The sequence below is a fragment of the Streptomyces sp. NPDC027962 genome (assembly GCF_055566095.1).
Map to the genome: position 1 here is coordinate 50,072 of NZ_JBVHTA010000026.1, position 19,865 is coordinate 69,936.

The window sequence follows — 19,865 nt, forward strand, 5'->3', positions numbered from 1 at the left end:
CCGCACGACCCTGTCAGTTACGGAGAAGACATGAAGCAGGTCGGCATCGAAGCCATCAACGCCTACTGCGGTGAGACCTACGTCGACGTGCCGACCCTGTTCGCGGCCCGCGGCCTCGACGACAGCCGGATCGGCAACCTGATGATGGCCCGCAAGAGCGTCGCCTTGCACTGCGAGGACGCCGTGTCCTTCGCCGTCAACGCCGCCAAACCCCTCGTCGACGCCCTCACCGACGCCGAACGCGACGCGATCGAACTCCTCATCGTCGGCACCGAGTCCGGCGTCGACTTCGGCAAGTCGCTCGCCACCTACGTCCACGACCACCTCGGCCTGCCGCGCAGCTGCCGCCTGTTCGAGACCAAGCAGGCCTGCTACAGCGGCACCGCCGCCCTGCAGATGGCCGCCGCCGTCGTCGCCGCCAGCCCCTTCGAGGGCACCAAGGCCCTCGTCATCAGCAGCGACGTGGCGCGCCCCGTGCCGCACACCTACGTCGAACCCAGCCAGGGCGCCGGCGCCATGGCCATGCTCGTCGGCGACAACCCGGTCGTCGCCGCCTTCGACCCCGGCGCAGGCGGCTTCCACTCCTACGAGGTCATGGACACCTGCCGCCCCGACCCGGAGGCCGAGGCCGGCGACACCGACCTGTCGCTCCTGACGTTCATCGACTGCCTCAAGGGCTCCTTCACCGACTACGCCCGCAAGGTCGAGGGCGCCGACTTCGTCGACACCTTCGACCTGCTGGCCATGCACACCCCCTTCCCCGGCATGGTCAAGGGAGCCCACCGGGCCGCGCTGCGCACACTCAAGCGCGGCCTCGACCCGCAGACCGTCGAGGACGACTTCACCACCCGCCTCGGCGCGGCCGTCCAGTACCCCCAGCAGGTCGGCAACATCTACGCCGGCACCGTCCACCTCGCCCTCGCGTCCACCATCGCCAACGCCGTCGTCGACCGCGAACGCCGCGTCGGCGTCTTCTCCTACGGCTCCGGCTGCGCCTCCGAGTTCTACAGCGTCACCATCACCCCCGACTCGCAGCGCGCCGTGCGCGCCATGGGCATCCGCGAAGCACTCGACGCCCGCTACGAGCTGAGCATGGACGAGTACGACGAACTCCTGACCGCCACCGCCGAACTGAAGTTCGGCATGCGGGACTTCACCTTCGACCTCGACCGCTTCCCGCAGATCACCAAGGCCCGCTTCACCGGCGGCCGCCGCCTGGTCCTGTCCGCCGTGCGCGACTACCACCGCGAGTACGTGTGGCTCGACGGAGCCGCCCGATGACCGCCGTCACCCTCACCCGCGCCCGCGGCGTGATCCGCGCCCGCCTCGAGGCCCCCGAACACCGCAACGCCATCACCCCGCTGCTCCTGGACAACCTGCACGCCGCCGTGGACGCCGCCGAGGCCGACACCGGCTGCCGCGTCCTGGTCCTGTGCGCGCGCGGCGACGACTTCTGCGCGGGAACCGACCTGTCGGACCCGGTGCCCGCCCCCCTGCCCGCCGCCGGCGACATGGAAGAACTCCCGTACTGGCGGCTGCTGGAGCGCCTGACGTGCACCCCCGTCGTCACCGTCGCCGTCGTCGACGGGCGCGCGAGCGCCGGCGGAGTGGGACTGGCCGCCGCCTGCGACCTCGTCATCGCAGGCCCCCGCGCCCGTTTCCGGCTCACCGAAGCCCTGGTGGGCCTCGTGCCCGCCATGGCCCTGCCCTTCGTGGCCCGCCGCACCGGCGAACAGCGCGCCTTTTCCGCCACCCTGCTCGCCGAGGACCTCGATGCGGCCGCCGCCCACGCCGCCGGCCTCGCCGACGAGGCCACCGGCGACACCGAAGGCGCACTGCGCCGCACCCTGGTCCACCTCAGCCGCGTGGAGCGCACCACCACCGGCGCGCTCAAGCAGTACCGGGCCAGACTCTTCCCCCGCGACACACACCTGGGCCTGGACGCCACCCGCACCTTCCTCGACCGGCTCGCCGACCCGGACGTCCACCGGCTCATCGGCCGGCTGGCCACCCCGGAGCGCGCCGCATGAACACACCCGCCGACCCCGCCGCCGTTGTCCGGCTCACCCGGGAAGGGCCGCTGGCCGTCGTCACCATGGACGACACCGCAAGCCGCAACACCTTCTCGCCCGCACTGACCCAAGGACTCGTCGACTGCGTCGAACGCGCCGCCGCCGACCCGCACACCCGCGCCGTCCTCGTCGAAGGCCGGCCCGAGCTGTTCTGCGCCGGCGGCACCCGCCGCGAACTGATCAACTTCGCCCGCGGCGACGCCACCTTCGACACCGACGACTTCTTCCGCGTCTTCGCCCGCTGCCCACTGCCGGTGATCGCCTCCCTCCAGGGCCACGCCATCGGCGGCGGCCTCGTCCTGGCCCTGTACGCCGACTTCGCCGTCTTCAGCGAACGCTCCCTGTACGCGGGCAACTTCATGAACTACGGCTTCACCCCCGGCATGGGCGCCACCCACCTGTTCCCGTCCCGTTTCGGCCGCGAACTGGGCACCGAAATGCTCTACACCGCCCGCAACTACCGCGGCGCCGAACTGCGCGAACGCGGCGCCCCGATCCGCGTGGCCGCGCACACCGACGTACCGCGCACCGCACGGGAGCTGGCGCTGTCGATGTGCGGACCGCCCCGCGCCTCGGTCGAACTCCTCAAACGAGAACTCGCCGCGCCGCTGCTGGCCGCCACCGACGCCGCGATCGCCCGCGAGGCCGCCCTGCACCGCACCTCGTTCCGGCTGCCCGAGGTGCTCGACCGCATCGTCGCCGGATACGGCGACCCCGGCCGCTGACCGCACGACCGCCCGCCCCTGCCATGCGAGGACCGAGGGAACCGAACCGATGGACGCGAAAGAGATCCTGACCACGCCGCCCCCCGCCACGGGGGAGACCCCGTCGTCCGCCCCGGGCGATGCCCGGGTGCCCGCGGCATCCGCGGTGAGCCGGGCCCAGGCGGCTGTGCTGTTGCGGGCGGCCGCGGCCGAGGCGGGTCGCCCCGCTCCGGGCCGTGCCCAGGCGGTGGCATCAACTGCCGCCGCACCGCCGACCGGTGGTGTGGACCGCGCGCAGGCGGCCCCCTTGTTGCGGGCGGCGGGGGAGGAGCCCCCGCTCGCGTCCGTCCCGGGCGATACCCCGGCGACCGCGGCGCGCGGCGCGGTCAGCCGCGCGCAGGCGGCGGCCCTGCTGCACGCAGCCGCGGCCGAGGCGAGCCTCGCTCAGCCGGCCGCGGCCACCGCCCCCGCGGCCGGTGAGCGGGAGGCCATCGCCGTCATCGGGTACAGCGCCCGCTTTCCGGGGGCCGGTGACGCCGATACGTTCTGGCAGCGGCTCCTGGACGGCGACGACCTCGTCACCGAGGTGCCCGCCGAGCGGTGGCGGATCGAGGAGCACTACGACCCCAGCCCCGAGGCCGAGGGCAAGTCCGTGTCCAAGTGGGGCGCGTTCGTCGACGGCGTCGACCGATTCGACGCCGAGTTCTTCAAGATGCCGCCCCGCGAGGCCGAACTCACCGACCCGCAGGCCCGCCTCTTCCTCCAGGAGGCCTGGCGTGCCCTCGAGCACGCCGGGCAGCGCACCGCGGACCTCGCCGGCACCCGCTGCGGCGTCCACGCCGGGGTCATGATGAACGACTACCAGGACCTCATCGAACGCACCAGCGATCACGCCCGTCTCGCCCAGGTCATGCAGGGCAACTCCAACTCCCTCCTCGCCGCCCGCATCGCCTACCACCTCGACCTCAAAGGCCCCGCCGTCACCGTCGACACGGCCTGCTCGTCCTCGCTCGTCGCCCTCCACCAGGCCTGCCAGTCACTGTGGCTCGGTGAGGCCGACATGATGCTCGTCGGCGGCGTCACCCTCTACCTCACCGAACTGCCGCACGTGTTCATGAGCCGCGCCGGGATGCTCTCGCCCACCGGCCGCTGCCGCCCCTTCGACGCCGCCGCCGACGGCATCGTCCCCGGAGAGGGCTGCGCCGTCGTCGTCCTCAAACCCCTGTCACAGGCACTGTCCGACGGCGACCCCGTCCACGCCGTCATCCGCGCCGGCGGCCTGGGCCAGGACGGCCGCACCAACGGCATCACCGCCCCCAGCGCCGCCTCCCAGGCCCGCCTCGTCGCCGACACCCTGAACCGCTTCAACCTCGACCCCTCCGGCATCGACTACGCCGAGTGCCACGGCACCGGCACCCCCCTCGGCGACCCCATCGAAGTCACCGCCCTCAACCGGGTGTTCGCCCCCGCCGGCCTGCCGCCCGGCAGCGTCCCGATCGGCTCCGTCAAGGGCAACGTCGGCCACACCGCCGCCGCCGCCGGCCTCGCCGGCCTGCTCAAGGCCATCGGCGTCGTACGCACCGGCCACATCCCGCCGTCCCTGCACTGCACCGCCGACACCCTCAACCCGGCCATCCCCTTCGGCGAGGGGCCCTTCACCGTCGCCACCGAGCGCCGCACCCTGCCCGCCACCCCCGGCGGGCGGCCCCGCCGCGCCTCCGTCAGCTCCTTCGGATTCAGCGGCACCAACGCCTACGTCGTCGTCGAACAGGCCCCACCGACCGCCCGCACCAGCCCCGCCGCCGACCGGCCCGTGACCGTCCCCCTCTCCGGCCGCCGGCCCACCGCCCCGGCCGCCCGCGCCGCCGAACTCGCCCGCTGGCTGCGCTCACCCGCCGGCGCCGACGCCGCCCTCACCGACCTCGCCCACACCCTCGCCTGCGCCCGCGACCACCACCGCCACCGGGTGGCCCTCCTGGTCGCCGACCGCGACGAACTCCTCGACTCCCTCGACCGGCTCGCCACCGGCCACGACGACGAACGCCGCATCGAACCCACCCCGGATCACCCCCACGACGACCACTCCGACGACGACCACCCCGACCCGCGCCGTGAGACGGCCCGCCGCTACGTGGCAGGCCACCCGGTCGACTGGACCCGCATCTGCCCGCCCACGCAGCACCGCACGATCTCCGCACCCGGCTACGCCTTCGCCACCGACCGCCACTACGCCACCCCCGCCACCCCCGCCACCCCCGCCACCGGCACCACCGGCACCCCCGCCACCCCCACCACCGGCACTGGCACCACCACCGGCACCGGCACAACCACCGACCCGCACGAGGATCTCCTCGACGCCCTGGTGCTCCACACGCCCGGCTGGCAGGATGCCCCGCTGCCCGACCGGCAGCCGCCCACCACGGCGCTCGTCGCGCACGACACGGCCGGCGACCTGGCCGCCGCACTGGGCGCACACCACCCCGGCGACCTGGCGGCACTGCAGGACACCGCACCCGCCGCCGTCGCCCTCGTGCTGCGCCTCACCGGCGACGACACCGCCGACGACGTGGCCGCCTTCGACACGCTGCGCCGGGTACTGGCGGCCTTCCGCACCCAGCGCATCACCCTCCTCGCCGTCACCACCGACCCGCTGCGCGCCGACGCGGCCCGCGCCCTGCTGCAGAGCCTGCGCCAGGAAAACCCCCGCATCGACGGCCGCGCCCTCCTCGTCATCGACGACGGCGCCCCGGCCGCCTCCCGCATTCGGGCCGAGCTGGCCGCACCCGACGCCGAGTTCGGCCACCTCGCCGACCTGCGCGACGGGTGCAGGAAGCGCCGCGTCCTGCACCCGGCCCACCTGCCCCCGGGCGCCTGGACCCCCCGCCCCGACGGGGTCTACCTGATCACCGGCGGCACGGGCGGCATCGGACGCGACCTCGCCCGCCGGCTCACCGCCACCCCCGGCGCCCGCGTCGTCGTGTGCGGCCGCACCCCCCTGGCCGGCCTCGATCAGGCACACCGCCCCGCCGCCGGCAGCGCGGTGCGCTACGTGCAGGCCGACATCACCGCACCCGGCGCGGCCGCCGCACTCGTCCGCGACATCCTCGACCACGAAGGCGCACTCCACGGCGTCTTCCACGCGGCCGGCGTCGTCCGCGACGCCTACCTGCTGCGCAAGCACACCGACGACGTGGCCGCGGCCCTGGCCCCCAAGGCGGCCGGCGCCACCGCGCTGGACCAGGCCACCGCCCACCTGCCGCTGGACGTCTTCGCCCTGTTCTCCTCGGTCGCGGCCGTCACCGGCAACATCGGCCAGTGCGACTACGCCTACGCCAACGGCCGACTGGACGCCTTCGCCGAACAGCGCGCCGCCCGCGTCGCGGCGGGGGAGCGGCACGGGCGCACCCTGTCGGTGCAGTGGCCGCTGTGGGACGTGCCGGGCATGACGATCCCCGAGCCGGTACGGCAGGTGGTCGAGGAACGCGTCGGCATGCTCCCGCTGCCCGCCGGCCTCGGCACCCGCGCACTGCAGCGGCTGCTGGGCGGCGACGGGCCGAGCGTCGTCTCCCTCTTCCACGGCAGGGCCGACGTCTGGCACCACCACCTGAAAGACCTCCACCTGCTGCCCCAGGAGGCCGCCCCGCGACCGGCCCGCACCGCCCCCGAACCGGCGGCAACGGGCCGGCCGCGGGGAGCGGACCGGGACCTGGTGGCACTGGTGGCCCGCACCGTCGCCGAGACCCTGGGCCACGCCGTCGACACGATCGGCCCGCGCACCTCGCTGGAGGCGCTGGGCCTGGACTCGGTGATGATCCGCACCCTCGCCTCGAAACTGAGCAGCCGTATCGCACCGATCGGCCCGGACGCCCTGTTCGGCCTGCGCGACGTGAACGACCTCGCGGACCACCTCGCCCGCGCCCGCCCCACCCCGGACCCCGTTCCCGAGCCCGCCCCCGCCCCCGCCCCCGCCCCCGCCCCCGCAACAGTCCTCGCAACGGCGCCCGTTCCCGCGGCCGTTTCCCGGTCGGGTACCGAGCAGGCGGCGGCCGCGGGGCCGGCGGCGGCGGAGGAGGCGTTCGCCGTCGTCGGCCTCGCCGGGCGCTTCCCCGGCGCCGACGGCCCGGACGCCTTCTGGGAGAACCTCCTCGTCGGCAAGGACACCGTCGGCGACCTGCCCGCCGGCCGGTGGGCCGACAGCGGCGGCGTCCGGGCCAAGGGGCACTTCCTGGACCGTATCGACGCCTTCGACGCGGCGTTCTTCGGACTCTCCGCCCGCGAGGCCGCGTTCACCGACCCCCAGGAGCGGCTGTTCCTCGAGGTCGCCTGGGAGGCGATGGAGGACGCCTCACTCACCGGCGCCCGGCTCGACGCACTCACCGCCCCGGACGGCGAACCCCGCAGCGTCGGCGTCTTCGCCGGCATCACCTCCGCCGACTACCCGCTCCTGGGTGCCGAGCGCTGGGCGGCCGGCGAGCGCGACATGCCCTCCGGCCACTACTGGTCGCTGCCCAACCGGCTCTCCTACCTCCTCGACCTGCGCGGCCCCAGCCAGCCCGTCGACACCGCCTGCTCGTCCTCCCTCGTCGCCGTGCACCAGGCCGTCGAGGCACTGCGGCACGGCGAGTGCGCGGCCGCCCTGGTCGGCGGCGTCAACCTCTACCTGCACCCGTCCCGGTTCCGGATGCTGCGCCAGTCGGGATTCCTCGCCGAGGACGGCCTGTGCCGCAGCTTCGGCGCCGGCGGCGCCGGCTTCGGGCCGGGCGAGGCCGCCGGCGCCGTCGTTCTCAAGCGACTCTCGAGGGCACTGGCCGACGGTGACACCGTGTACGCCCTCGTCCGCGGCACCGCCGTCGCGCACGGCGGCCGCACCAACGGTTTCACCGCGCCCAGCCCCCGGGCACAGGCCCGCGTCCTGCGCGAGGCCCTGCGCCGCTGCGGGGTCGACGCGGCGAGCGTGAACGTGATCGAGGCCCACGGCACCGGCACCGAACTCGGCGACCCCGTCGAACTCGCCGCCCTGGAGGACGCCTACGGCCGCGGCGCCGCGGCCGGTGTGCCGTGCTCGATCGGTTCGGTCAAGTCCGCCGTCGGCCACGGCGAGTCCGCCGCCGGGATCACGGCCCTGACCAAGGTGCTGCTCCAGCTGCGGCACAAGACGCTCGCCCCCACTCTGCACGCCGACCCGGTCAACCCCCAACTACGCCTCGCCGACAGCCGGTTCACGGTGCAGCACGAGGCCGCCCCCTGGCCCCGCCTGCGGGACACGGACGGAAGCGAGCTGCCGCGGCGGGCGGGCATCAGCTCGTTCGGCGCCGGCGGCGTCAACGCCCACGTGATCGTCGAGGAGTACGAGCCCCCCGCCCCGCAGCCCGCCCACGACGGCACACCGCAGCTGGTGGTGCTGTCCGCCCCCAGCCGCGAGCACCTCACCGCCACCGCCCGCCGCCTGGCCGGCCACCTGGCCGGACCCGGCAGCTCCACCGGCCTGCGCGCCCTCGCCCGCACCCTGCGCACCGGCCGCGCGGCGCACGACCACCGCCTCGCGCTCGTCGCCACCGACGCCGCCGAACTCGCTGCCGCCCTCGCCGCGTTCGCGGACGGCCGGCCGGCCGTCCGGGCGCTGCACACCGGCACCGCATCACGCGACCGGGCCGCCCAGGCGCCGGAGACCGACGAACTCATCGCCACCCTGTGGCGGGCCGGACGCCTGGACCAGCTGGCCGACCTGTGGTCGACGGGCTGGGAGATCGACTGGAACACCCTCGACACCGACACCGACACCGACACCGACACCGACACCGACACCGGCGCGGGCGCGGGCGCGGGTGCTGGTGCTGGTGCGGCGGTGGTGCCGCTGCCGCCGTCCGCGTTCCTGCGCACCCGGCGCTGGCTGCCGGACCCGGCCACCACCACCCCGCCGGCCCCCGCCCCCGAACCCGCCGCGGCATCCCCCGGACCGGCCCCCGCTCCCGAACCCGCCGCTCCCGAACCCGCCGCTCCCGAATCCGCCGCGCCCGGGCCGGCCCTCGCGCCCGGGCCGGCCGCCCCCGACCCGTCCCCCGGCCCCGCGCCCGCGCCTGCTGTCGCGTCCGACCCGCGCCTGGCGGGCGTCGTCGCCCTCGTCGGCGAACTCGCCGCCGGCCCCGGCGCCGAGGGCCCCATCGACACCGGCCGCACCCTCGTCGAGCTCGGCGTGGACTCCCTGGGGCTGATGAACCTCCGCTTCGAGATCACCGAGCGGTTCGGCGAGATGCTCCCGCTCCAGCTGCTGAGCGAGTTCAGCGTCGACGAACTCCTCGCCCACCTGTCCGCCCTTCACGCCCCCGACCGGGCCTGACCGCAGAGGGAACCGGAGCTCCGCCATGCCGCAGACCGACCCCGACGACACCCGCTACGAGCCGTTCGCGCTCACAGAAGTCCAGGAGTCCTTCCTCGCAGCACGCACCCTGGGCGGCGGCACCGGCGCGGGAACCCAGATCCATCTGGAGTTCGAGGCGGACCACCTCGACACCGACCGTATGGAAGCCGCCTGGAACGACGTGGTGGCCGCCACCGACATGCTGCGCGCCCGCATCCTGCCCGACGGCCGCCAGCAGGTCCTCGCGCACGTGAGCCCCTACCGCCTGGAGCGCACCGACCTGACCGGCGCCGCCCCCGCCGAGGCGGCCACGGCGCTCGAGCAGCTGCGCCGGCGTGCCCTGGACGGCTTCGACGCCCACCAGTGGCCGCTGTTCGCCGTCCGCGTCGCGCACCTGCCCGCCGGGCGTGCCCGGGTGCTGTTCACCGTCGACGAGCTGATCGCCGACGGGCCGAGCGTCTCGCTGCTCCTGCAGCAGTGGTACGCCCGCTACACCGACGGCACCTGGCCTGAAGCCCCCGGCATCTCCTTCCGCCAGTACGTCACCACCGCCCGGCAGACCCCGGTCCCGGCCGCGTCACTCGACTACTGGCAAACCCAGCTCGCCGGCGTCGACTTCGATGTGCCGCTGCCGCTCGCCGCACCCTCCGGCGAGCACACCGGCCCCGGTGGCACGGCGGCGCACTCCCGGCTGGCGCTGCGTCTGGAGCCCGACCGGTGGGAGCGGGTGAAGGCCGTGGCCAAGCAGGTACGGGCCACCCCCACCGCCCTGCTGCTGGCGCTGTGCACGGCCGCGGTGCAGGGCGGGGGGGACGCGCCGCTGCCGGTGGTGCTCACCACCTACAACCGGCGCCCCGTGCACCGGGACGTGGCACGGGTGGTGGGCCCGTTCCTGTCCACCTCCGTGTTCGTGGCACCGCCGCCGCAGGGCACCTTTGGGGAGCGGCTGGATGTGGTGCGCAGCCGGCTGTGGCAGGACCTGGAGCACTCCGCGGTCAGCGGGGTGCGCGCCCTGCGCGAGCGGGCCAGGACCGAGCCCGGGCGCCGGGGCGTCGCGGTCCCCATGGTCTTCACCAGCCTCCTCGGCAGCCTCAGCACCCTGGCCGCCGCCGGCGACCCGGCCCACTGGGCGTCGCGTATCGACCAGGACGCCTCGGCGACCCTCACCTCGGGCGTGCAGCTGGAAAGCTGCGTCCAGGAACGCGACGGGGCCCTGCTGCTGTCGTGGGACTACGCACCGACGGCCCTCGACGCGGCCCGCACCCGGGCCGCGTTCGCCACCCTGCGGGCGCTGCTGGAGCAGATCGCCGACGACGGCGCATCGGCCCTCGCCACCCCCGCCGCCCAGCCCCGCACCACCTCCGCGGCCCCGGCAACACCGGTTGACGACGATGCGCCGGTGCCGCTCACCGAGGTCCAGTCCGCCTACCTGGTGGGACGGATCGGCGGCCTCGACGGCGGCGCCCAGACCCGCGTCTACCAGGAGTTCGACCTCGGGCGGCACGACATCGACCGCCTGGAGCGGGCCTGGAACCGGCTCGTGGCCCACCATCCCATGCTGCGCGCCGCCGTCCACGCCGACGGCACCCTCACCGTCGCGCCGCACGACCGGGCCGCGGGCTACCGCATCGCCCGCCACGACCTCACCGCCGTCGCCGACCCCCAGGCCGCGCTCGCCGCCACCGGCGAACGGCTGCGCGCCGAGGCGTTCCCGCTCGGCGCCGCGCCCCTGTACGCGCTGGAAGCCAGTGCCCTGCCCGACGGCACCACCGTGCTGCACGTCGTCCTCGACGCCCTGCTCGCCGACGCCCGCAGCTTCGCCCTGCTGTTCGGGCAGCTGTTCGCCCTCCACGACGGCGACGACAGCGTCCTTGTCACACCGGCCGACCCGCGTCCCCATCTGCGGGCTCTCGCCGGCAGGCCCGGCAGCCGAGCGGGCGAGGCGGCCCGCGCCGCGTGGCGCGAGAAGTTCGCTTCCATGCCGCCCGGACCGGCGCTGCCCGACCCGGCACCCGGCGCCGGGCGCGCCCACCGCAGGGCCCCGCTCGGCTCCTGGCGCCGGCTGACCGAGCACGCCGCCGCCATCGGCGTCCCCGCCGACATGGTCCTGCTCACCGCCTACACCGACGAACTGCGCGCCGAGTTCGCCGGCGGCGGGCCCTTCACCGTCACCGTCGTCTCCTGGGACCGGCCCGCCGGCCTGCCCGGCGCCGCCGCGATGGTCGCCGACTTCACCCAGCTCGCCTGGCTCACCCTCGACGACACTCTGCCCGAGGACTTCGCCGCCCGCGCCCGCGAACTGTGGGCCCGCGTGCGCACCGACCTCGAACGCTCCGACATCCGCCCCGGCCTCGGCGAACTGCGCACCCGCGTCTTCCGCTCCGGCGGCGCCCTGCGCCTGCCGGTGGTCTTCACCCGCGTCCCCGAGATCGACCCTGCCCTGCACCCGGCCGGCGTGGCACTGCGCACCAGCCAGTCGCAGACCGCGCAGGTCGCACTCGACCATGTGCCGCTCCTCGTCGGCGACGACCTCGTCGGCCAGTGGGACGCCGCCGACGGCACGCTCGACGCCCGCCGCCTGGACACGATGTTCGACCGCTACGCCCGCCGGGTACGGCAGTTCGTCACCGCCGCCGCGCCCACCCCCGCAGGGCTGCTGGCCGCCGACGCCCACGTGGACGCCGACACCTACCCGCCCACCCCCGCCGCCCCCGCACTCCCCGCGGCCCCGGCGGCGCGGCCGGCACCGGCCGCCACCGCCGACGGGCACATCGACGGGCACACCGACGAGGGCACCGGCATGCGCGTCGTCGGCCCCGTCGACAACAACAGCGCCCTCACCCTCGCCGGCCTGCTGGAGTCCGGGCTCGCCGGCCGCGCCGACCGCACCGCCGTACGCCACGAGGGCCGCGAGACGACCTACCGTCAGCTCGGCGAGCAAACGGCCCGCCTGGCCCACCACCTGCACGCCCTGGGCGTACGCCCGGGCGACCACGTCGCCGTGCACATGGACCGCTCGCCCGACCTGGTCACCGCGCTCGTCGGCATCGTGCGCGCCGGAGCCGTCTACGTGCCCGTCGACCCCGCCAACCCGCCCGAGCGCGTGCGCTACCTCCTCGACGACAGCGGCGCCCGCGTCGTCGTCGCCGACCAGGCGCACGCCGGCGTCCCCGCCGCCGCGGGCGCCCACGTGGTCTGCCCCGACCGGCCCGCCGACCGGGCCGTGCTGGCGTCGTACCCGAGCACCCCGCCCGCCGTCACCCTCGGCGCCGACGACCCCGTCTACACCATCTACACCTCCGGAACCACCGGAAAGCCCAAGGGCTGCCGCAACACCCAGCAGGGCGTCGCCAACCGCCTGCTGTGGATGCAGGAACGCTTCCCCCTCGACGGCGCCGACCGGGTCGCGCAGAAGACGCCGTACGGGTTCGACGTGTCGGCCTGGGAGTTCTTCTGGCCCCTGATCGCGGGCGCCTGCATCGTCGTCGCCCGCCCCGACGGCCACGCCGACCCCGCCTACCTGGCCCGGCTGCTGCGCGACGAGAAGGTCACCGTCACCCACTTCGTGCCCTCCGTGCTCGGCATGTTCCTGCGCCACCCCACGGCCGCCGAATGCACCGCACTGCGCTACGTGTTCGCCAGCGGCGAGGCCCTGCCCGTCGCCACGATGCGCCACTTCTACGACGTCCTGGGCACAGGCACCGAGCTGCACAACCTCTACGGGCCCACCGAGGCCGCCATCGACGTCACCCACTGGGCCTGCCGCCCCGACTGGGACGAGCCGACCGTGCCGATCGGCCGGCCCGTCGCCCACACCTCCGTCCACCTCCTGGACGAAGACCTGCGCCCGGTCGAGCCCGGAGTGCCCGGGGAGATCGTCATCGGCGGCCCCCAGGTCGCCCTCGGCTACCACCAGCGGCCCGAGATGACCGCACAGCGGTTCATTCCCTCTCCCTTCCCCACGCGCGACCCCTCACCGCGCCTGTACCGCACGGGCGATCTGGGACTGCTCGGCCCGGACGGGCAGATCCGCTACCTCGGCCGGATCGACAGCCAGTTCAAGCTGCGCGGGCTGCGCATCGAACCGGAGGAGATCGAGGCGGCGCTCACCGCGGTGAGCGGCATCGCCGAGGCGCGTGTCCTGCCGGTCGCCGACGAGGCGTCCGGCGAGCAGGCCCTGGCCGCGGTGTGTGTGGCAGCGGCCGGGGCCGGCGCCCCGAAGGTCTCCGCGGTGCGCCGCGCGCTGGGCGAGAGCCTGCCGGCGTACCTGGTGCCGAGCCGCTTCTGCTTCGTGGCCCGGCTGCCGCTGACGACGAACGGGAAACTCGACCGGCAGGCCGCCGCCCGCCTCTTCGACATCCCGCCCCGCCCCGAACCCGCCCCCGAGCCCGCCCGCGCCCCGGCCTGTGAGCCCGTCCCGGACCCGGCCCGCGAACCCGCCTGCGAAGCGGCCCGTGAGCCCGTTCCGGCCGCTGCCGGCGGGACGCCGGTCCGTGCGCAGGTCCGTGCCGCGGTCGCCGCCGTCCTGGGGGTTGCCGAACTCGACGGCGACGCCGACCTGTTCGACCTCGGCGCGACCTCGTTCACGATGATCCGCCTCGCCCAGGAGATCGAGCGGCTCACCGGCACCGCCCTGCCCGTCGACACGCTCATCAGCAAGCCGACGCTCAACGCCCTGACGGCCGCCGCCCTCCCCGCGGCTCTGCCCGCCGCCCCGCAGGCGCAGTCCGCGCCGGCCGGCGGCACGGTCACCGCCGAGACCCTCGCCCGCACGGCCGCCGCCGTCCTGGGCGTGGACCGGGTCGGCGTGGACGACGACCTGTTCGACCTCGGCGCGACCTCCTTCACGATGATCCGCCTCGCCCAGGAGATCGAGACGGCGTCGGGCGCGCAGGTCCCCGTCGACGTACTGATCCAAAGCCCCACGCCCCGCAGCATCGCCGCCTCCGTCGCCTCCGCGGCCCCGCCCGCCCCGCCCGCCCCGCCCGCCGCGCCCGCCGCGCCCGCCGCGGCTCCGAGGGCTGGGCGGGCGGCCGATGTGCGCATCGCGCTCGACCCGAAGGCCAAGGCCGCCTTCAAGGACGCCTGTATCGCCGAACGGCGTCTGCCGCAGACCATGCGCCGCCTTCCGGTGCCGGCCGCCGGGCCCGGCGAGGCCCGCGCCCTGTTCGACGCCTCCTCGTTCCGCGAGTTCGACCACGGCCCGCTGCCCGCGCACGACCTGCTGCGCCTGCTGTCCACCGTCACCTGGGGCGAACTGGAGGGCCGCGCCAAGCGCCGCTACCCCTCCGGCGGCGGCTTCTACCCCGTCCAGGTGTACGTGTACATCGCGCCCGGCGCCGTCGACGGCGCCGAGCCCGGCCTGTACTACCTGCACCCCGCCGAGCACTCCCTGATCGCGCTGGCGCCCGACGCCCGCTACGGCACCGACCTCCACGTCCTGCACAACCGGGCCCTCGTCGAGGCGTCCGCGTTCGGCGTCTTTCTCGTGTCCACGCCCGCCGCCATCGCCCCCGCCTACGGCGAGCGCAACGCCGCCCGCTTCTCCACCATCGAGGCCGGGCACATCGCCCAGCTGCTGCTGACCGGCGCCCCCGAACGGGGCCTTGGCCTGTGCGCGGTGGGCGAGATGGACTTCGACGCCGTCCGCGGCGACTTCGCCCTCGACGCCGACCAGGAACTGCTGCTGTCCCTGTGGGGCGGGGCCCTCACCCCCACAGGCCGTGCCACCCGCGCCGCCCTCACCGCCGACCCGGCCCCTGCCGCCGACCCGGCCCCTGCCGGCGGTGGGGGAGCGGGCGACCAGGAACGGGCCGTGGCCGTCGTCGGCTTCGCCGCCGACCTGCCCGGCGCCCGCACCCTGGCCGAACTCGACACGCTCCTGGCCCAAGGCGCCACCGCGACCGGGCCCGCCCCGCACGAGCGCTGGGCGCCGCTGCGCTCCCACGCCCGCCGCCAGGGCGCGCAGGCCGGCGGCTACCTCGCGGACGTCCTGTCCGTGGAGGCGGAGGAGTTCGGCATCGCGGACGCCGAGGGCGCCGCCATCGACCCGCAGGAGCGGCTGCTGCTGTCCGTGACACGCCGCTGCCTCGAGGACGCCGCGCTCACCCCGCAGCGGCTGGCCGCCGCCGGCCCGGTCGGCGTGTTCGTCGGCACCATGTGGCAGGACCACGCCCTGTACGGGGTCGCCGCCCGCACCGGACAGCGCCCCTCGGGCAGCACGCATGCCACCCGCGGCGGGCTCGCCCACCGCACCTCCCACGCCTTCGGACTGACCGGACCGAGCGTGGTGATCGACACCGGCTGCGTCTCCGGACTGGCCGCCGTCGAGGCCGCGTTCCGGGCCGTGGCGAGCGGCCGCTGCGAGGCCGCCCTGGCCGCCGGATCCAACCTGGTGCTCCACCCCGACCACCTCGACGTCCTGTCCGAGATGGGCCTGCTCGCCGACGACGCCGACTCGTGCGCCTTCACCGACCGTGCCGGCGGCTGGCTGGTCGGCGAAGGCGTCGGCGCCGTACTCCTCAAACCGCTGGAGCGCGCCCTGGCCGACGGCGACCCGGTGCACGCCGTCCTGCGCGGCGCGGCGCTCCAGCACTCCGGCACCACACGGCAGTTCGGCATCCCCGACCCGCGGCGGCAGGAGGAGACGATGCGCGCCGCGCTCGACGACGCCGGCCTCGCGCCCGCCGACATCGGCTACGTGGAGGCCGCCGCGGCCGGCGCTGCGCTCGCCGACGCGCTCGAGTTCACCGCCCTTACGCGGCTGTTCGACCAGGGCGGCCACGACGGCGCAGGCCCGGTGCCGGTGGGAACCGTCAAGCCGAACACCGGGCACCTGGAGGCCGCGTCGATCTTCGCGCAGCTCGGCAAGCTCGTCGCACAGTTCCGTCGCCCCGCCCTGTATCCGACCCGGCTGACGTCGGCCCTCAACCCGGCGCTTGCCCGCACCGAAGACACGGTGACCCTGGCCCGGCCAGGCGCCGACCACTGGCGCACCGCACCGGGAGCCGCCCGCCGGGTCCTCGTCAACGGCTTCGCCGGCGGCGGCTCCTACGGCAGCCTCGTCGTGGAAGAGCCCCCCGCACCGGCGGCGGGCACCGGCGACACGGCCGCCCTGGCGCTGCCGCTGTCGGCGGACACGCCTGGGAACCTGGCCGACCTCGCGGACCGGCTCGCCGCCGCCTGGGAGGACGACCCGCACCTGGACACCGGCCCGGTGGCCCGCGCCCTGCGCGAGGGCCGCCCCGACCGCCCGGCCCGCGCCGGCATCCTGGCGGACCGCACCACCGCCCCGGCCGCCCTGCGCGCCCTCGCCCGGCGCGTGCGCACCGAAGGCCCCGGCATCCTGGAACGCCACGCCCCGGCATCCGGCGAGGAGAGTGCCGCGCTCGAGGCCTGGCTGAGCGGCGAGGCCCCGGCCTGGCCGCCCCTGACCACCCCCCGCGCGTCCCTCCCCGCAACGCCCCTGACGCGCCGCACCTTCCCCCTGCCCACCCCACCCGCCGGGCCCGCGCCCACGGCCTCCGCAGGGGGAGGCAGCGCGCCCGCCGAGGCCGCGCCCACGGAGCCCTCCGAGCCTGCGCCCTCCGAGGCCGCGCCCACGGCAGCGGCCGGAACCGGGACGCCGCCCGTCCCGGCGCCCGCCACGGGAGCGTCGCACCCGCAGGGCGGGCACACACCGCCCGTTGCGCCCGCCGCGTCCGTGTCCGCCGGGTCCAGCGCCACGGCGGAGCCCGCCGGGCCCGGCGAGCACCCGCTCGCGGCGGACGGACCGCCCGCATCACCGGCCGCACCGCGTGGGGCCGAACGCCCCGCGCCCGCCGCCTCGCTGTCCGCGCGGATGGAGGCCGTGTGGGGGATCGGGGGCAGTGCCCCCGCCCCCGAGACCCCCGCCCCCGAGACTCCCGCCGCCCCCGCACCCCACGGCCCCGGCTCCGCGTTCGCGCGGCTCGCGCGTGTCGTCGCCGCGGAGATCGGCGCGGACGCGGTGCAACTCGACGCACGCCAGGACCTGTTCGCGCTCGGGGCGACCAGCCGGCAGCTGCTGCGGATCGCCGCGCGGATCGCCGCGGACGGCGGACGCGAGCTTGCGCTGGAGACCTTGTTCACCGCGGCCGACCTCGGCGCTCTCGCCGACGAGGCCTACCCCGCCACGGCCACCGCTGTCGCCCTCTGACCCGACCCACCGACTTCCGCACCACCACGAAGGCTGTGATCACGATGACCCGGATCCTCATGTTCCCCGGCCAGGGCGCCCAGCGCGTCGGCATGGGACGGGAGTTGTTCGACCGCTTCGGCGAACTGGAGCAGCAGGCCAGCGACGTGCTCGGCTACAGCCTGCGTCGGCTGTGCCTGGAGGACCCCCACAACCAGCTCGGCAACACCCGCTACACGCAGCCGGCGATGTTCGCCGTCAACGCCCTCGCCCACCGCGCCGCCCTCCAGGACACCGGGGTGCGGGCCGACGTCGCCGTGGGGCACAGCCTGGGCGAGTACAACGCGCTGGAGGCGGCGGGCGCGTTCGGCTTCGCCGACGGTCTGCGCCTGGTGGCCGCCCGGGCCGCCGCGATGGCCCGTATCGAGGGCGGCGGCATGAGCGCCGTCGTCGGTCTGCCCGAGGCGCAGCTGCGTTTCCTGCTGCTGCGTGCCGGATTCGCCTCCCTGGACCTGGCCAACCTCAACACGCCCGCCCAGATCGTCCTGGCGGGCCCGGCGGCGGACCTGGAGGAGGCCGGGCCGATCCTCGAGGACGCGGGCGCCCGCATGGTGCGCCGGCTCGCCGTCAGCGGCGCCTTCCACTCCCGCTACATGGCCCCGGCCGCGGAGGAGCTGTACCCGGTCGTCGAGCGGACCGGCTTCGGCCCGCTCGCCTTCCCCGTGATCGCGAACGCCACCGCCCGCCGCTACACGCCCGAACAAGTCGGCGAGCTGCTGCTGCAGCAGATCCACCAGCCGGTGCGCTGGCGCGAGACGATCGAGTCGATCCTCGACGAGGAGTACGGCGCCGAGCCGGAGTTCACCGAGATCGGCACCGGGAACGTGCTGACGGGCATGCTGCGCCAGATACGGCGCGAGCGGGTGCCCGCGGGGGCCCGGTGAGCGCCACCGCCGCCGGCCCGGACACGGTCCAGCTCTGGTTCTGCCTCAACGAGGCCCTCGACGAGGCGACCAGCACCCTGCTGGCCGGGCACTGGCTCGATGAGCACGAACGCGAGATCGCCGGCCGTTTCCTGTTCGAACGCGACCGCCGCCAGTACCTGGTCGCCCACGCGCTGGTACGGCGGGTGCTGTCCTTGGAGACCGGCATCCCGGAGGCGGAAGCGACGATCTGGCGTTCCTCACGCGGCCGGCCCTTCCTGCAGATGCCGCCCGCCTCGCCGCTCCCGCCCGGTCCCGGCACGGAGCTGGACTTCAACCTGTCGCACGCGCACGGCTGCAACGTCGTGGCCGTCACCCGCGGCCGCCGCGTCGGCGTCGACGTCGAACGCCTCGACCGGGGCGGCGAACGCGGCCTGGACTGGATCGTGGAGAGCTTCGCCCCCGAGGAACGCGACTACCTCACCGGCATCGGGCCCGGCAGCAGACGCGACCGGGCCACCTTGCGGCTGTGGACGCTGAAGGAGGCCTACGCCAAGGCCCGCGGCCTCGGTCTCGGCCTGCCGTTCGACTCGTTCGCCTTCGAACTCGCCGAGGACCGCGGGGTGGTGGGCTTCCGTCCCCCGCAGGGCGACAGCGCGGAGCGCTGGCTGTTCGCCGAACTCGAGCCCAGAGCTCAGGTGCTGGTGTCCCTCGCCGTCGAGAAGACGGCGCACGAGGCCGCGCCGCCCGCCCGGCTGCTGATCCACGACGGATTCCCCTGGGGCCGCGCCGCGCCCCGCGAGGTGGCGCTGCCCGCCGGGCACCGCCACCTGCCGGCCCTCGCGGGCGCCGCCGCCCACTGACCGAGCACCCACATCCGACGGAGGAGCACCGTGACATCCGTGACAGGAGCAGCCCAGGACACGACACGGCCCGTGGCCGACCAGCAGACCTTCCGGGACGCGATGGCCCTGCTGGCCGCGCCCGTCACCGTCGTCACCGCCCTCGACGCGGCGGGACGCCGGTATGCCTTCACCGCCGGCTCGGTGACTTCCATCTCGCTGGACCCGCCGCTGGTGATGGTGGGCATCGCGCTCACCTCGAGCTGCCATACGGCGATGGCCGCGGCCGGCGAGTTCTGCGTCAACATCCTCGGCGAGGACCACCGCGATGTCGCCCAGCGGTGCGCGACGCACGGCGCGGACCGGTTCGCGGGCGGCGAGTTCGCCGCCTGGGACGGGTCGGGCGTGCCGTATCTGCCGGACGCCACGGTCCTGCTGCGCTGCCGCACCACGGAACGGGTACGCGCCGGCGACCACGATCTCGTCCTGGGCACCCCGGTGGAGATACGCACCGGCGACCCGGCGACGCCGCCCCTGCTGTGGTACCGCCGCGGCTTCCACACCTCGGCCCCCTCGGCGGCCGCGCTCGTGTGACCCGGGCCTGCGGCCGAGTGCCGCCCTCGCCCGTCGTCCGCCGGGCCGGAGCCTGACGGCGCGGAGGTCCTCTCGTCGCGGATGACGATGCCGCGCCCTTGCGTTACCGGGACTCTTGCAGAAAGCCCCGGCGTTCACGCCAGGGGGTGAATGCATCTCCTGCGCCTGACGGGCGTCCAGCGTGCCACCGTCGAAGATGAACGCCATCTGGTCGTCC

At 75.5% G+C, this 19,865-nt stretch carries 8 protein-coding genes; all 8 read left to right on the top strand.

Annotated elements, in window-relative coordinates; genetic code table 11:
- Positions 1–30 precede the first annotated feature (30 nt).
- From ACZ4SA_RS23355 to ACZ4SA_RS23390, 8 genes are read left to right on the top strand one after another with little or no spacing between them, the layout of a single operon-like run.
- Positions 31–1,281, top strand: a complete 1,251-nt coding sequence (locus tag ACZ4SA_RS23355; RefSeq protein ID WP_468277664.1) for a hydroxymethylglutaryl-CoA synthase family protein — start codon at positions 31–33, stop codon at positions 1,279–1,281.
- Positions 1,278–2,030: an enoyl-CoA hydratase/isomerase family protein gene (locus ACZ4SA_RS23360; protein WP_468277665.1), complete on the top strand. Its 753-nt coding sequence runs from the start codon at positions 1,278–1,280 to the stop codon at positions 2,028–2,030. Before ACZ4SA_RS23355 ends, ACZ4SA_RS23360 begins: the two co-directional genes overlap by 4 nt.
- Entirely contained in the window at positions 2,027–2,797 is a 771-nt protein-coding gene (locus tag ACZ4SA_RS23365) for a polyketide synthase (RefSeq protein WP_468277668.1), read from the top strand. The genes ACZ4SA_RS23360 and ACZ4SA_RS23365 overlap by 4 nt, the downstream gene beginning before the upstream one ends.
- Before the next feature lie 49 nt (positions 2,798–2,846).
- Positions 2,847–9,113, top strand: coding sequence for an SDR family NAD(P)-dependent oxidoreductase (locus tag ACZ4SA_RS23370; protein ID WP_468277671.1), 6,267 nt, complete (start codon positions 2,847–2,849; stop codon positions 9,111–9,113).
- Between the two features lie 25 nt (positions 9,114–9,138).
- Positions 9,139–17,310, top strand: a complete 8,172-nt coding sequence (locus tag ACZ4SA_RS23375; protein ID WP_468277674.1) for an amino acid adenylation domain-containing protein — start codon at positions 9,139–9,141, stop codon at positions 17,308–17,310.
- Between the two features lie 44 nt (positions 17,311–17,354).
- The gene (fabD, locus tag ACZ4SA_RS23380) at positions 17,355–18,233 is read left to right on the top strand and encodes an ACP S-malonyltransferase (protein WP_468277788.1); all 879 of its coding nucleotides are present in this window, start codon (positions 17,355–17,357) and stop codon (positions 18,231–18,233) included.
- Entirely contained in the window at positions 18,230–19,075 is an 846-nt protein-coding gene (locus ACZ4SA_RS23385; RefSeq protein WP_468277676.1) for a 4'-phosphopantetheinyl transferase family protein, read from the top strand. The genes fabD and ACZ4SA_RS23385 overlap by 4 nt, the downstream gene beginning before the upstream one ends.
- A gap of 39 nt (positions 19,076–19,114) precedes the next feature.
- Complete coding sequence (locus ACZ4SA_RS23390) at positions 19,115–19,648, top strand: flavin reductase family protein (protein WP_468277679.1); 534 nt, start codon at positions 19,115–19,117, stop codon at positions 19,646–19,648.
- Positions 19,649–19,865: the final 217 nt, after the last annotated feature.